Below are 14116 nucleotides of genomic sequence, written 5' to 3' on the forward strand. Positions count from 1 at the left end.
GAGGCGAGCGCCGGGTGGATCCGGGCGCGCTCCTCGTCGGTCAGCCCGGCCTCGTCCGGCGGCGGCGCCGGGGTGTGCCAGCCCAGCGTGTCCCCGATCAGCTTGGGGATGTAGGTCAGGCCGGCGGATTCGACGAAGGTGAAGCAGGAGGCCGCCGAGAGCTTGAACTGCTTCCACGACAGGCCGTTGCCGATGCGCTGCTCGCGGCGCGCGGCCAGGTCCTGACTGTCCTCGGCGCGGTCCTCGACCGTCACGCCGGGGTTGAGCAGCACCGGGGTGTGGGTACGGCACTGGGACTCGCCCAGGCGGCTGTAGGCCAGTGGCACGCCGAAGAATCCGGCGAAGCCGATGGTCCGCGCCCCGGGCATGGCGGTCTCCAGGTGCCGGCGAAAGACCTCCGAGCGCACGTCGATGCAGAAGGCGGCCTGCACGGGCGGGCGGGCCCGGTCCGCGTCGCGACCCTCGCCGGTCTGCCGGAAATGCCGGATGACCGGATCGCGGAAGGCGATCTCGGTGGCCGTCAGCATGACCTCGTCGATCACCGCCTCGTTCTCCGCGGTGGAGATGGCCTCATGATGGCGCTCGATCTCGCGCTGCCATTCCCGGCGAACCGCCGCACTGTCGGTGGCCTTGAGCGCGAGCGCCTCCCAGACCAGGCGCACCGCGAGCAGGTCGGTGAGGTCCTGGCAGGTACCGCCGGTCAGCTCAGCGCCCCAGAGTCGGTAGCGGCAATAGGCCGCCCAGCCGTTGATGGATTTCAGCGCGGCGAACAGGTAGTCGGCGTGCACGGACTCCGGCAGTCGCAGGGTCTCGATGGCCCAGGCGATTGCCTCGACGGGATCGGTGGGGACCTCTCGCAGGTACTGGCGGGCCCTTCCCAGCCCTGCCGCCTGGGCACTGCGATCGATCAGGGTGTACTCGCGCCAGGCGGCATACAGGGAGTCGCTCTCGTGCGGAGCGCTCCAGATCGCCTGGCCGCGGTCGAAATGCGCGGCGAGGAAGTGGCTGATCTGGTCGACGACGAAGATCGAGATCGGGGCGGTGCCCGGGCGATCGAGCGCGTCGACCAGCATCGGCACCGGGGCGGCCGGCGCGCGGGGCGATTCGAGTGCAGCGATGACGGCATCCACGCCCACGGGGCGGCCCAGTTGCTCGACGGCGCGCTCGATGTGCTCGCGGGTCAGGCGACCGTCGCGCCAGCGCTCGGCGTACCACTCGTGGTCCATGACCGTGCGCTCACCGGCGATCGCGCCGAGGTAGCCGCTGGCCCGGGCGAAGGTCTGGTCGATCAGGCCAAGGTAGGGGTTGACCGCGACGAACGAATCCAGCGGCCAGAGCGGGGCGATCTTGCGACCGGCCGCCTCGGCCAGCCGGCGGACCTGCTCGAGGTCGAGCCCTGTCCCGTCGCGGGCCGCCTGGGTACGGGTCTGTTGTGCTTGCGATGCCAGGGTCATGGCAGTTCCTCCCGGTAGTGACCGGCCACTGAGATGTGCGTGTCAGGATTGCGTGGTGGAAACGGGCGTCTGCGCCTTGAACACGTCGTGCCGTGATCGGTGCTGACCGACCTTGTGCGGCCACAGGCGATGCGCGGCGCGCTCGACGAGCAGGTCGACGTACAGCCCGTTGTAGAGGTGAACGAACAGCCCCTTCCGGCCCGAGCCGTTGAACTGCTCCCGGCCGGGTCCCTGCAGCCAGGCAAGCAGCAGGAAGCTGACGGTCGTCAGGGCCAGCATGGCGCCGTAGGCCCAGGTCAGGGACGTCGGAATCGCCGCGACCGTGGGGCCGAACAGGGTGACGAACACCTCGTGCAGCGTGAAGTAAACCGCGGCCATGATGGCGGCCAGCCCGGCGGCACGAGCGATGCCCGCGCCGCTCGGCGCGATCACGATCGCCTTGAGCACCAGCTGGGCCACGGCCAGGGCGACGATTGCGACCAGGGCGATCAACGCCGGCTCGTGGCTGACCGACAGCCCCAGCGCGGCGGCCATTCCCGCCGTCAGCGCGAGGCTCGCGACGATGGTCACCGCCCAGGTGCCGAAGCCGACTCGACGACGCGCGGCGGGCTTGGGCTGGCGCAACTGGTCTGGAATGCTGCCGGCGGCCAGGAAGGCGTGCGCCTTGTAGAGCGAATGGCCGATCAGGTGCAGCAGCGCCAGCGCGAACAACCCCAGGCCCAGTTCCAGCAGCATGAAGCCCAGCTGCCCGGTGGTCGACCAGGCCAACGAGGACTTCACCGCCGTCTGGGTCAGCATGACCAGCGAGGCGATCACCAGGGTGGCCAGGCCGACGATGGCGAGCAGGAACAGCGCGCTGCCCTGGGCGAGCAGGAATTCGCTGGTGCGCAGCACGATGATCGCCCCGCTATAGACGACACCCGCATGCATCAGCGCCGAAACCGGCGTGGGCGCCTCCATGACCTGCAGAAGCCAGCCGTGGAACGGGAACTGCGCGCTCTTGAGGATCGCGGCGAGCACGATCAGGAAGGCGGCGACGTGCATCCCGGGCGGCATGCCGTCCTGCGCGCGCGCCCACTCGGCGATCACGTCGAACTGCAGGCTGCCGACCTGGTGGCCGATCAGCACGGTCGCCGCAATCAGGCAGGCATCCGCGCTGCGGCTGAACAGCGACTTCTTGTGCGTGGCCATGACCGCGCGCGGGCGGTGCGGGTAGAACAGCAGGAGCTTGTGCAGCGAGAAGCCGGTCAGGAAGATCCCGAGCGTGAACAGGGCGAGGTTGCCGGCAATCACGACCAGCAGGAAAAAGCCGGCGGTCAGCGCCAGCAGACGGAAGAAACGCGCCTGCTGCGGATCCCCGTCGAGGTACTTCTCGCTGTAGCGGGCGATCAGGGTGACGACCAGCGCGACAAGCACGGCCAGCGCCATGGTGAGCTGATCGACCTGGATCGACAGCGCCAGCGCCCCGATGTCGCCGGGCAGCGGCAGCGCGGCGATCGTCAATGACGCGCGGCTGCCGGCCAGAAAGGCGACGGTCGCGCCGATGGCCAGCCCGAGGGCGCCGATGGCCGCCCAGCGCACCCGCCGGCGGTAACGCTGCGCTGCCTCCACGCCCGCCGCCGTGGCGGGAATCGCCGCGACGAGCAGCAGCAGGGGCATCAACGCGAGCAAGGCTCCGGCAAGCGGCCAGGTGGTCAGTGTATTCATGGTCTCCCTCCGGTCAGGCTGGTGGATCGGGTCCGTTGCGCTACGGCCAACGCACCCGCCGGCAAGGTGCAAGGTAGTGACCTGCTCGATCGAGCACCAATTCGAATTGCCGAAGCAATCCATTGATTAAAGCCTATGGATTGATTTTTTTGGGGCATCCGGGGCAATCATTGGCGGTGTTTTTCCCCGCAATCGCACCCGGACCGCGCCTTGACGGCGATTGCGCGACCCATAGACGCGAGGCGATGAAAGGGATCCGTGGAGTCTATGGATAGACCCTACTCAATAGGACCGATGGGATATTTCTATGGAAGAGGCGGAATCCGCGGTCGCGATGCCCGGTCCAGCGGACGTGGCCGACGTGCGGAGCCGTGGCCCGAATCGACCTTCTTGCCGGGTTTGCATAGAATGGAATCTATGTAATTGGTGATCGGTGGCGAGAAAAGACATGATGACCGAAGACACCCGACAATCGGAGGCGCGATACCTCCTGCGACATGCCACCTTGCGGCAGATCGAGATCGTCGAGGCGGTGGCCCGGCTGGGAAGCTTCACGCGAGCGGCCGAGGAACTGTTCCTCACCCAGCCGACCGTCTCGGCGCAGGTCAAGAGCCTCTCCGAGACCGTGGGTATGCCGCTGTTCGAGCAGATCGGCCGCAAGATCTTCCTGACGGATGCTGGCAACCTGGTCGCCCGCGGCTGCCGCGACGTGATCGATGCCCTGTCGAATCTCGAGATGTCGATCAATGACCTCAAGGGCCTGAAGAAGGGCCGGCTGCGGCTGTCGGTGATCACCACCGCCAAGTACTTCGCGCCACTGGCGATGGGGGACTTCGCCAAGCAGTTCCCGGACATCGAGCTGGAACTGAAGGTCTCCAACCGCGACACGCTGCTAAAGCGCATCGAGGACAATCTCTCGGACCTCTACATCATCGGCCACGTGCCCGACAGCGGGCTCGATCTCGAGCTGATCCCCTTTGCCCCCAACCCGCTGGTGGTCATCGCGCACCGGGACCACCCGCTGGCCCGCGAGCGGCACATCCCGCTCGAGCGGATCGCGCAGGAGCCGTTCATCATGCGCGAACCCGGTTCGGGTATTCGTCACAAGGTCGAGGAGCATTTCGCCCAGCACGGGCTCAAGCCCCGGCAGCGGCTGGTCCTGGAAGGAAACGAATCGATCAAGCACGCCGTGGTAGGTCAGCTGGGCATCTCGGTCGTCTCCGAGCACGCGCTCAACCTGGAAAGCGAGGCCGGGCCACTGGTCACGCTCGACGTCGAGGGCTTCCCGCTGGAGCGATACTGGAACATCGTCTACCCTCGCGGCAAGGCGCTTTCCGTCATCGCCCGCGAATTTCTCGCCTTTCTCAAGGAGCACGGCGGGGACTATCTCAAGATCGGCTGAACCGTGGCCGGCAGGCCGAGGGCGGGACCATATGGCAGCCATAAGGGATCGCAATGCTTCCCGGCACTTGCTGATGGTAGACTCGCCGATTCACGAGGCTTCCTGATACTTCAACGCCGCTTCGCCAAGGCCCGCCCCGCATGATCGAACTCCGGACATACGTCTTCATCGACTCGCTTCAGCCCCAGGTGGCTGAATACATGGCGACAGTGTCCCAGGGTTTCCTGCCGATTCCGGGCGACGCCTGCCTGTGGGTGGAAGTCTCGCCGGGCATGGCCGTCCACCGCCTGACCGACATCGCGCTCAAGTCATCCCGGGTCCGACTGGCCCAGCAGGTGGTCGAGCGCGCCTTCGGCTCGATGGTCATCCACCACCGGGTCCAGAGCGACGTGGTCCAGGCCGGCGAGACCATTCTCGACTACCTGCGCCAGGAGCAGACCGCAAGGCAGCCGTGCGAGATCGCCTGGCAGGAGATCATCACCGGCATGACGCCGGACCACACCGTCCTGATCAACCGCCAGAACCGTCGCGGCAACATGATCCTGCCCGACCAGGCCATGTTCATCCTGGAGGTCGAACCGGCCGGCTACGTCGTCTACGCGGCCAACCAGGCCGAGAAGGCCGCCAACATCTCGCTCATCGACGTGCGCGCCGTGGGCAAGTACGGGCGCCTGACCATCGCCGGCCGCGAGGGCGACGTCGAAGAGGCCGCCCGCGCCGCCATCGCCGCGGTCAAGAACCCGGCGTACACCTAGGAGCGCACCGAGCCATGCATCGCTGCGACCTGCTCGACCAACTCGCCCGCTACCAGACACGCCACCTCGACGAGGCGGCCTTCGTCCAGCGTGCCCGGCAGTTCGTCGCCGCGCACCCGGACACCTTCTACCGCGAGCACCTCCCGGCGCACGTCTCGGCCTCCACCTGGGTGGTCAACCCGGCGCGCACCGCCGTTCTGCTGATGCACCACCGCAAGCTCGACTGCTGGCTCCAGCCCGGCGGGCATGCCGACGGCGCCACCGACATGCGCGCCGTCGCCCTCCAGGAGTGCGCCGAGGAGACCGGTGTGTCCCCCGAGCACATCCGACTGGTCCACGAGGGAATCTTCGACGTCGACATCCACTCCACCCAGGAGCCGCACCCGGACGCCCAGCCCCACGAGCACATCGACATCCGCTACCTCGTCGAGATCGACGACCGCACCCCGGTCCCCGGCAACGAGGAATCCTTCGCCCTGCACTGGATCCCCCTGCCCCTCGTCGCCCGCTACAACAACAGCCGCTCCACCTTGCGCATGGTCGACAAGACCCGTCGCATGCGCTGAAGCCAAAAACGCCTGCCACCAAAAGAAAACGGCGCGGTAGACACCGCGCCGTTTCGTCATGCCCCCATCGCCCGGCCACCGGCCGAAAGCGAATCAGCCAGCGTCGTCGGGAAACTCGCCGAGAATCAGGAACTCCACCAGCGCCTGCTGGGTGTACATGCGGGCCTCGGCCTCGTCCCAGACCACGCTCTTCGGCCCGTCGATGACGCTGGCCGAGACCTCCTCGCCCCGGTGGGCCGGCAGGCAGTGCATGAACAGGGCATCGGTGTTCGCCCGGGCCATGATCTCGTCGTTGATCTGGTAGTTCTGGAAGTCGCGCAAGCGGCGCAGGCGTTCCTCCTCCTGCCCCATCGACGCCCAGACGTCGGTGACCACGAGATCCGCGTCCTCGACTGCCGCCTCGGCGCTTTCCACCAGGCGCACGTGGTCGCCGGCCGCCTCGACCACCTCGGTTGCCGGCTCGTAGCCACTCGGCGCGGCCACGGTCAGCTCGAAGCCGAACACGCGCGCGGCGTTGATGTAGGAGTGGCACATGTTGAAGCCGTCACCCACCCAGGCGACCCGCTTGCCGGCGATCGAACCGCGGTGGCGCTGGTAGGTATACACGTCGGCCAGCAACTGGCAGGGGTGATTGAGGTCGGTGAGAGCGTTGATCACCGGCACGCGGCTGTTCGCGGCGAAGGTCTCGACCATGCCGTGGTCGTTGGCGCGGATCATGATGGCGTCGACCATCCGCGACATGACGCGCGCGGAATCCTCGATCGGCTCGCCCCGCCCGAGCTGGGTGTCACGCGGCGACAGGAAGATCGCCGAACCGCCGAGCTGGGCCATGCCCGACTCGAACGACAGACGCGTACGGGTGGAAGCCTTCTCGAAGATCATGCCCAGCACGCGGCGCTCGAGCGTGTTGGGACGCTCGCCGCGCTCGCGGGCGGCCTGGATCTGGCCGGCGCGTTCGAACAGGGCGCGGTACTCGTCGATGGTGAGATCGAACAGGCTGAGAAAGTGACGTGTCGACATGGGTCTCGCTTTCCATTGGCGGCCGGGCCCGCTAGGGTCCTAGCCGGATTTATTCGGCGGGCTCGGTCGTGTCGAGCCAGTTTCGCACCAGGGCGACCAGGCGATCGGCGATCAGGTCGGCCTGCGAGGCACTCAGGATCAACGGCGGCAGCAGGCGGATCACCGACCCGGCCGTCACGTTGATCAGCAGGTTCTCGGACAGGGCACGGCCCACCAGCTCCCCGCAGGGGCGGTCGAGCTCGATGCCCACCATCAGGCCGCGTCCGCGCACGTCGCGGCAAGCGGGCACGTCGGCCAGGCCCGCCGAGATGCGCTCGACCAGCTGGTTGCCCAGCGACTGGGCCCGGGTGACCAGGCCGTCGCGCTCGATCACGTCGAGCACGGTGCAGGCTACCCGGCAGACCAGCGGATTGCCGCCGAAGGTCGAGCCGTGACTGCCCGGCCCGAACAGCTCGGTGGCCCGACCGGCGGTCAGGCAGGCACCGATGGGTACGCCGTTGCCCAGTCCCTTGGCCAGAGTCATGACGTCCGGGAGCACCTCCTCGTGCTGGAAGCCGAACCACCGTCCGGTACGGCCGATGCCGGTCTGCACCTCGTCCACCATCATCAGCCAGTCGTGCTGGTCGCAGATCTGGCGCACGGCGGCGAGATAGCCCTCGGGGGCCGGGCGGACACCACCCTCGCCCTGCACCGGTTCGAGCAGTACCGCGACGATCTGCTCGTCGGAGGCCGCCTGCCTCAGGGCTTCGGCATCACCGAATGGCAAACGGACGAAACCGTCGAGCAGCGGCTCGAAGCCCTTCTGGATGGCGGCATTGCCGGTGGCGGCGAGTGCGGCCAGGGTACGACCGTGGAAGCTGTGTTCCATCACGGCGATCTTCGGCGTGGCCACCTGCCGGCGACGGCCGTGCAGGCGGGCGAGCTTGATCGCCGCCTCGTTGGCCTCGGTGCCGGAGTTGGCGAAGAAGACCTTCTGCATGCCCGACAGCGAGGCGAGCCGCTCGCCGAGGCGCTCCTGCCAGGGAATGCCGTAGAGGTTCGAGGTATGGATGAGCGTCTTCGCCTGATCGCAGACCGCCTCGGCGACGTCCGGCTGGGCATGACCGAGACCGGTCACCGCGATGCCGCTGATGGCGTCCAGGTACTGCAAGCCGGCCTCGTCCCAGAGGTAGGGGCCTTCCCCACGGACGAAGCGAACCGGCTGGCGATTGTAGGTTGGCAACAGAAATTCGCTCACGGCATTCCTCGACGATCCCATTCCCGACGTTTGGAATGTGTCAAAACCAAAAAGCGCGCTCCCCTGCGGACGAGCGCGTTTGTTTATCTATTCGTTACGTGATTTCTTGCCGGGGCCGGACGAGGCCGCCCCCTCACACCGGCCGGTGGGCCGGAAACGCAAGCGCTTGAGGATAGCACGTTTTCCATCCACCCCGTAGCCTCCCCGGCACGGGGGGCTTCCCGTGCTAGTCTTGCGCCTGTTTCAGCACCCCTCAATGCCAGGCTTGCCCCCGACCATGACCGCCGACCACCCGCATCTCAGGATCCTCGCTCCCCGCTGGCTCATCCCCATCGCCCCGCAGGACCTCGTGCTCGAAGACCATGCCGTGGTGATCCGCGACGGCGAGATCGATGCCATCCTGCCCCGAGACGAGGCGCGCGCCCGCTTCGAGACGGCGGAGTGGACCGATCTGCCGGAACACGCGCTCATTCCGGGCCTGGTCAACGGACACACCCACGCAGCGATGACCCTGATGCGGGGGATTGCCGGTGACCTTCCCCTGATGACCTGGCTCGAGGATCACATCTGGCCGGTGGAAGGACAGATGCTGGGCATGGATTTCGTCCGCGACGGCACCATGCTCGCCGCGCTGGAGATGCTGCGCGGCGGCACCACCTGCATGGCCGACATGTACTTCTTCCCCGAGGCGGCGATCGAGGCCACCCTGGAGGCCGGCCTGCGCGGGGTGTTCGGCATCGTGGTGATCGACGCGCCCAACCCCTGGGCCGCCAGCCCGAACGAGGCGCTGTCGAAGGGCATCGACCTGATCGATCAATGGCGCGACCACCCGCACGTGGAGTTCGCGCTGGCCCCGCATGCGCCCTACACGGTCGGCGACGCGGCCCTCAAGCGCGTGCGGACGCTGAGCGACCAGCTCGACCTTCCGGTTCACATGCACGTCCACGAGACGGCCCACGAAGTGGAACAGGCCATCGCCGCGTCGGGGGAGCGCCCCCTTGCCCGGCTCGACCGGCTCGGGCTGGTCAACGAGCACTTGGTGGCCGTGCACATGACGCAACTCGAGGAGACGGAAATCCGCCAGATCGCCCGCGCCGGAACGCACGTGCTCCACTCGCCGCAGTCGAACCTCAAGCTCGCCTCGGGGTTCTGCCCGGTGGCCCGTCTGCTCGACGCCGGCGTGAACGTCGGGCTCGGCACCGACGGCGCGGCGAGCAACAATGACCTGGACATGTTCGACGAGATGCGCACCGCCGCACTGATCGCCAAGCCGCTGGCGGAGGACGCCTCCGTGGTCAGTGCCCACGAGGCGCTGCACATGGCCACCCTGGGCAGCGCCCGTGCGTTCGGACTCGACGACCGCATCGGCTCGATCGAGCCCGGCAAGCGCGCCGATCTCGTCGCCGTGAACCTGGACGAGCCGGAAACACAGCCCGTCTACGATCCCGTCACCACGTTGGTCTACAGCACCTCGCGCCGGCAGGTCAGTCACGTCTGGGTCGACGGCAAGCCCCTGCTCAGCGGCGGGCGGTTGCGCCACCTCGATACGCGCGCGATCATCGAGCGAGCCCGAACCTGGCACGACCCGATCGTCAGGGCCCGGACGAACCGGTAATGCACCCGCGGGAGCACCAGGCAATGAACAGCCGTACGACATCACAGGACACCTCGGCCTCCAGTGCCTCGCCCGAGGAACTTGACCACTTCAACCGGCTTGCCCGGCAATGGTGGGACAGCGACGGCCCGTTCGCCTCGCTGCATGCCATCAACCCCCTGCGCATGGCCTTCATCGAACAGCACAGCGACCCCGGCGACCAGGCGGTGCTCGACGTTGGTTGCGGGGGCGGGATACTCGCCGAATCGCTGGGGCGCAGCGGGGCGAGGGTCACGGCCCTCGACCTCGCCGAGGACGTGATAGCCGTCGCGCGCGAGCACGCCCCGGATTACCTGGACATCGACTACCGGGTCGCGGACGTCACCCGTTTCGCCACGGAACACGCCGGAGAGTTCGACGTGGTCACCTGCATGGAGATGCTCGAGCACGTCGACCAGCCCCAGGCGATCATCGACGCCCTCTCCAGGGCCGTGCGGCCCGGCGGGCACGTCTTCCTCTCCACGCTCAACCGCAACGCCAAGTCCTGGCTGCTGGGCATCGTGGCGGCGGAATACATCCTCGGCATGGTGCCGAAGGGGACGCACGACCACCGGCAGTTCATCCGACCGGGCGAACTGGCCCGCATGGGCCGGCACGCCGGCTTGCGCCCGATTGCCTCGACGGGCATTGTCTACAACCCGCTGACCCGCGAGTTTTCGCTGAACGATCGCGACCTCGACGTGAACTACCTGATGGCCTTCGTGAAGGATTCATAATGTCGATGCCGACCCTCGCCACGCCACAAGCCATCCTGTTCGACCTCGACGGCACGCTCCTCGACACCGCGCCCGACATGGCCGCGGCGCTCAACCGCCTGCGCGTGGAAGAGGGGCTCGAGCCGATGCCGCCGACCGAGATCCGTCCGCACGTCTCCAACGGGGCACGCGGCCTGCTGGCGATCGGCATGAGCATCACGCCCGACCACGAACGCTACGATGCCCTGCGCGAGCGCTTTTTGGCCCTGTACGCGGAGAACCTCGCCGTCCATACCCGGTTGTTTCCTGGCCTGGACCGGCTGGTGGAAGCGCTCGACGCCCGCGCCCTGCCCTGGGGCGTGGTGACCAACAAGCCCGGCGGCCTGACTCGGCGGCTTCTCGAGGCACTGGTGCTCAACCCGGCGGTGGTGGTCTGCGGCGACGACCTCAACCGCGCCAAGCCCCACCCCGACCCGCTGCTGTACGCCGCGGGCAAGTTGCGCCTCGCCCCGGACAGCATCTGGTACATCGGCGACCACGAGCGGGACATCATCGCCGGCAACGCCGCCCACATGCCGACGGTCGCCGGTCGCTGGGGATACCTCGACGGCGAGCGTCCCATCGAGGAGTGGGGTGCGACCGTGGTGATCGACCATCCGACACAGATCGCCGAACTGCTGGACGGTGCCAGCCGGTCGGCAGCGACGGCCTGAGACATCGCACCATGCCCACGCAAGTTCACCGTCTGCTGACCTGGCTGCCGCGGGCCTCCCTCCCGGCCCGCGAGCTGCGCCCGTCGATCCAGCCGGCGTCACTGGCCGACCTGATCGCCCACTACCGCGACCGACTGCCGGCCCTGCGCCCGAGCTTCTTCGACCGGCTCGACCGGACGGCACAGGCACGCATCGACGGCCTGATCACCGCTGCCCTGCTGGTCGACGGCTGGCTTGAGGCACCGGCGGATCGCCGCAAGGGCCACCCCATGCGCCTGCCGAGCGACGAGCTGGCCGACTGCCGGGTCGAGGAGGACCACTTCGTGGAAAAGCGGGTGGACTTCGCCTTCCGACGCTTCAACGAACGCTTCGCCGGGCAGATCCGCCGCGTGCTCCAGGGCGCCGCCCCCCTGGGCCGCCCCTGGTTCGGCGGCTTTCGCTACCGGCTGGCCATCGCCCGCATCGAGCAGATCCTGCGTGAACGCCAGGTCGACCCGGCCCTGTGGTTCGAGGAGCGCCCTGCCCGCTCGGCGGTAACCCAGCTGGTCGCCACCGCCCGCATCACCTGGCGGGTGCTGACCGGGCGCGGCTGACCGCCCGGAACGCCCATCCTCGCCCCGCCCGATCCGGGCAATCCTGATATCATGCCCGGCATGAACGCCACCGCTTCCGGAACCCCGGCGCGGCCGGCCGATACTCACCTGCCCGACGCCGAGTGCGAGCGCCTGGCCAGGCCCGTCGGCAGCCCCTTCCGCCTCGCCAGTCTCAAGCTCCCGCCGGTCCGCCAGCGGGCCGTTACCGCCCTGCGTGCCCTGGATGTCTCGCTCGCCGAGATCAGCGAGACCATCAGCGAGCCGCAGGTGGCCATGTCGAAGCTCGACTGGTGGCGCCAGGCGCTTCTGGACATGACCGAGGGGCGGGCGGAACACCCCGTGGTCCGGTCCCTGCTGGCCGCCCTCGACGAGCTCGGATACGCGGAAGAGGTCCGGTCGGCCGACTCCTTCTTCGTCGCGCGTCTCGAGGAACGGCTCGGGGCCACCCGCGTCGAACTCGAGTACGAGGGCTTCGCCGCCGAGGACGATCTGCGATCGTTTCTCGACGCCCGCTACGGCAGTCTCTTCTCGCTCTATGCCCGCCTGCTGGAGGCCGACGAAGACGCCACGCGGGCCGCGCAGACCCTCGGCCGCTGGCACGGGCGGCTGGAACGCGCCCGGCTGCTCGGTCGTCATGCGCGGGCCGGGCGGGTCTACCTGCCGGCCGATCAGCTCGCCGCACACGGACTGGACGAAGCCGACCTGTACCGGCCACAGGCCCGGGCCGAGCGCGAGCGGCTGTTCGCCGAGGAGCTCGAACGCATCCGTGCCGGGATCGAGGGGTGGGAAGGCAGCCGCCCACCGCGGCTGTTCCGCATCCTGCGAGCGATCGACCGCGAGCATCTGCGCCTGATGCAGGCCGACCCGGGCGCCATCACCGAGGCGCGGGTCGAGATCAGCCCGCTGCGCCAGTGGTGGCTAGCCTGGCGGGCTTCCTGGTAGCCGCCCGAACCAACTGCCGAGACGACAGGACCGCCGATGACATCTTCACCGACACCCGACACGCGCTTCGCCGGCCAGATCGTGCTGGTCAATGGCGCGACCGGCGCACTGGGCACCGCCACCGCGCAGACGCTGGCCGCCCGCGGGGCAACCCTCATCCTGCTGGGACGGAAGCTCGACGCGCTCGAGCGACTGGCCGACGACATCGTTGAGCGCGTGTTGCCGGACGTGCCAGAGGCCGCGCGCGGCGAACCCCCGCTGATCCAGCCGGTGGACTTTTCCGGGGCTGCCCCGGAAGACTACGAAACCCTGGCCTCGGGTATCGAGGCCGAGTTCGGTCGGCTGGACCTGCTGGTGCACGCCATGGGAACCGCCGGCGAACCCGCCCCGCTGGCCCAGTCGGACCTGATGAAGTTCCAGGAAAGCCTGCACGTGAACCTGACCGCCCCGTTCGCCCTGACCCGGAACGTCTGGTCACTGCTGGAAAAGGCTGCCAGCCCGAAGGTGCTGTTCTACACCGATCGCGGCACCGAGGCCTTCGGCAATGCCTACACCATCGCCCACGCCGGGCTGGTCCAGATGATCCGCCAGTGGGCCGCGGAGGCACCGGGCACGTGGATCACCGGCTTCGATCCCGGCCCGGTCAACAGCCGCATGCGCCATGCCCGCTTTCCCGGCGAGACGGTGGAAGACCGACAGTCGCCCTGCTCGGTGATGCCCGAACTGCTCGACTGGCTGAAAAGCGGCGAATCCGGCGAGATCAAGCGCCTCTAGAGAAGTTCTGCACGCCCATGGGCACACCGGTCCTGGAGCGGGCAATCCGCGCAGGTCGGCTTGACCCGGCAATGGGCCTTGGCGTGTTCCACGATCAGTCCGTGCCACGCGGCCAGACGCTCGGCGGTGGCGTCCACGGTGTTGGCCAGCAGGCGCGCGGCCAACTCGTCGTAGGGCAGGGCCGCCAGTTGTTCCTCGAACCCCAGACGCCCGATCAGCCGTCGGGTGTAGGCATCGATCACCCAAACAGGGCGGGCGAAGCCGTAGAGCAGGATGTCGTCCGCGGTCTCCCTGCCCACCCCGTGAATGCCGAGCAGCCAGCCCCTGAGCGTTGCCGTATCCCAGTCGGCGAGCGCCGGATAGCCACCCGCCTCTTCCCACGCCGTCGCTAGCGCCTTCAGCCGGCCGGTCTTGATGCGATAGAAGCCCGACGGGCGGATCAGCTCGGCCAGCGTTTCGTCGGGCAGCGCGCGGACGACGGCCGCGTCCAGGGCCTGATCCCGCTCGAGATTGGCCATTGCCCGCTCGACATTGCGCCAGTTGGTGTTCTGGGTCAGCACCGCGCCGACGGCGATCTCGAAGGCGCGGGCAGCCGGCGTGCGAG

The 14116-nt window shown here is 68.3% G+C and carries 14 protein-coding genes; 9 read left to right on the forward strand and 5 right to left on the reverse strand.

Going from position 1 to position 14116, the window contains the following annotated elements:
* A partial coding sequence (locus ACESL5_RS07995) for a putative inorganic carbon transporter subunit DabA (RefSeq protein ID WP_372592256.1) occupies positions 1-1454 on the reverse strand: 1454 nt, incomplete at its 3' end.
* A 42-nt stretch (positions 1455-1496) separates the two neighbouring features.
* The gene (locus ACESL5_RS08000; RefSeq protein WP_372592257.1) at positions 1497-3161 is read right to left on the reverse strand and encodes a proton-conducting transporter membrane subunit; all 1665 of its coding nucleotides are present in this window, start codon (positions 3159-3161) and stop codon (positions 1497-1499) included.
* A gap of 448 nt (positions 3162-3609) precedes the next feature.
* Between ACESL5_RS08000 and ACESL5_RS08005 the strand changes: the two genes are divergently transcribed.
* The 3 genes from ACESL5_RS08005 to ACESL5_RS08015 all read left to right on the forward strand — a co-directional run bounded on the left by ACESL5_RS08005 (position 3610) and on the right by ACESL5_RS08015 (position 5884).
* Positions 3610-4563 carry a LysR family transcriptional regulator gene (locus ACESL5_RS08005; protein ID WP_372592258.1) on the forward strand — a complete coding sequence of 318 codons (954 nt, stop codon included), beginning with the start codon at positions 3610-3612 and terminating at the stop codon, positions 4561-4563.
* Positions 4564-4703: 140 nt separating this feature from the next.
* The gene (locus tag ACESL5_RS08010) at positions 4704-5318 is read left to right on the forward strand and encodes a BMC domain-containing protein (RefSeq protein WP_372592259.1); all 615 of its coding nucleotides are present in this window, start codon (positions 4704-4706) and stop codon (positions 5316-5318) included.
* Positions 5319-5332: 14 nt separating this feature from the next.
* Positions 5333-5884, forward strand: a complete 552-nt coding sequence (locus ACESL5_RS08015; RefSeq protein ID WP_372592260.1) for an NUDIX hydrolase — start codon at positions 5333-5335, stop codon at positions 5882-5884.
* Between the two features lie 93 nt (positions 5885-5977).
* Here the strand turns inward: ACESL5_RS08015 and argF are convergent, their stop codons facing one another.
* Both argF and ACESL5_RS08025 read right to left on the reverse strand, forming a co-directional pair.
* Complete coding sequence (gene argF, locus ACESL5_RS08020; protein ID WP_372592261.1) at positions 5978-6904, reverse strand: ornithine carbamoyltransferase; 927 nt, start codon at positions 6902-6904, stop codon at positions 5978-5980.
* A gap of 49 nt (positions 6905-6953) precedes the next feature.
* Positions 6954-8141 carry an acetylornithine transaminase gene (locus tag ACESL5_RS08025; RefSeq protein ID WP_372592262.1) on the reverse strand — a complete coding sequence of 396 codons (1188 nt, stop codon included), beginning with the start codon at positions 8139-8141 and terminating at the stop codon, positions 6954-6956.
* A gap of 277 nt (positions 8142-8418) precedes the next feature.
* Here ACESL5_RS08025 and ACESL5_RS08030 point away from each other — a divergent pair, with 277 nt between their 5' ends.
* From ACESL5_RS08030 to ACESL5_RS08055, 6 genes are read left to right on the forward strand one after another with little or no spacing between them, the layout of a single operon-like run.
* Entirely contained in the window at positions 8419-9756 is a 1338-nt protein-coding gene (locus tag ACESL5_RS08030) for a TRZ/ATZ family hydrolase (RefSeq protein WP_372592263.1), read from the forward strand.
* Positions 9757-9779: 23 nt separating this feature from the next.
* Positions 9780-10511, forward strand: a complete 732-nt coding sequence (gene ubiG, locus ACESL5_RS08035; RefSeq protein WP_372592264.1) for a bifunctional 2-polyprenyl-6-hydroxyphenol methylase/3-demethylubiquinol 3-O-methyltransferase UbiG — start codon at positions 9780-9782, stop codon at positions 10509-10511.
* Entirely contained in the window at positions 10511-11203 is a 693-nt protein-coding gene (locus ACESL5_RS08040; protein WP_372592265.1) for an HAD-IA family hydrolase, read from the forward strand. Before ubiG ends, ACESL5_RS08040 begins: the two co-directional genes overlap by 1 nt.
* A gap of 11 nt (positions 11204-11214) precedes the next feature.
* Positions 11215-11796 carry a hypothetical protein gene (locus ACESL5_RS08045; protein ID WP_372592266.1) on the forward strand — a complete coding sequence of 194 codons (582 nt, stop codon included), beginning with the start codon at positions 11215-11217 and terminating at the stop codon, positions 11794-11796.
* Positions 11797-11847: 51 nt separating this feature from the next.
* Positions 11848-12738: a phytoene/squalene synthase family protein gene (locus ACESL5_RS08050; RefSeq protein WP_372592267.1), complete on the forward strand. Its 891-nt coding sequence runs from the start codon at positions 11848-11850 to the stop codon at positions 12736-12738.
* A 36-nt stretch (positions 12739-12774) separates the two neighbouring features.
* Positions 12775-13512, forward strand: a complete 738-nt coding sequence (locus ACESL5_RS08055) for an SDR family NAD(P)-dependent oxidoreductase (RefSeq protein WP_372592268.1) — start codon at positions 12775-12777, stop codon at positions 13510-13512.
* Here the strand turns inward: ACESL5_RS08055 and ACESL5_RS08060 are convergent.
* On the reverse strand, positions 13509-14116 hold a 608-nt coding region (locus ACESL5_RS08060), incomplete at its 5' end, for an endonuclease III domain-containing protein (protein ID WP_372592269.1). The two genes, ACESL5_RS08055 and ACESL5_RS08060, sit on opposite strands and share 4 nt — an antisense overlap.

The organism is Guyparkeria sp. (assembly GCF_041687595.1).
In the GTDB taxonomy this organism is placed as follows: Bacteria; Pseudomonadota; Gammaproteobacteria; order Halothiobacillales; family Halothiobacillaceae; genus Guyparkeria.

What these genes read in the sequence shown, in the direction of transcription:
- ACESL5_RS08015 (WP_372592260.1), top strand. Translation starts at nt 5,333, where the DNA reads ATGCATCGCTGCGACCTGCTCGACCAACTCGCCCGCTACCAGACACGC.
- ACESL5_RS08055 (WP_372592268.1), top strand. Translation starts at nt 12,775, where the DNA reads ATGACATCTTCACCGACACCCGACACGCGCTTCGCCGGCCAGATCGTG.
- ACESL5_RS08040 (WP_372592265.1), top strand. Translation starts at nt 10,511, where the DNA reads ATGTCGATGCCGACCCTCGCCACGCCACAAGCCATCCTGTTCGACCTC.
- argF (WP_372592261.1), bottom strand. Translation starts at nt 6,904, where the DNA reads ATGTCGACACGTCACTTTCTCAGCCTGTTCGATCTCACCATCGACGAG.
- ACESL5_RS08000 (WP_372592257.1), bottom strand. Translation starts at nt 3,161, where the DNA reads ATGAATACACTGACCACCTGGCCGCTTGCCGGAGCCTTGCTCGCGTTG.
- ACESL5_RS08030 (WP_372592263.1), top strand. Translation starts at nt 8,419, where the DNA reads ATGACCGCCGACCACCCGCATCTCAGGATCCTCGCTCCCCGCTGGCTC.
- ACESL5_RS08010 (WP_372592259.1), top strand. Translation starts at nt 4,704, where the DNA reads ATGATCGAACTCCGGACATACGTCTTCATCGACTCGCTTCAGCCCCAG.
- ACESL5_RS08005 (WP_372592258.1), top strand. Translation starts at nt 3,610, where the DNA reads ATGATGACCGAAGACACCCGACAATCGGAGGCGCGATACCTCCTGCGA.
- ACESL5_RS08045 (WP_372592266.1), top strand. Translation starts at nt 11,215, where the DNA reads ATGCCCACGCAAGTTCACCGTCTGCTGACCTGGCTGCCGCGGGCCTCC.
- ACESL5_RS08050 (WP_372592267.1), top strand. Translation starts at nt 11,848, where the DNA reads ATGCCCGGCATGAACGCCACCGCTTCCGGAACCCCGGCGCGGCCGGCC.
- ubiG (WP_372592264.1), top strand. Translation starts at nt 9,780, where the DNA reads ATGAACAGCCGTACGACATCACAGGACACCTCGGCCTCCAGTGCCTCG.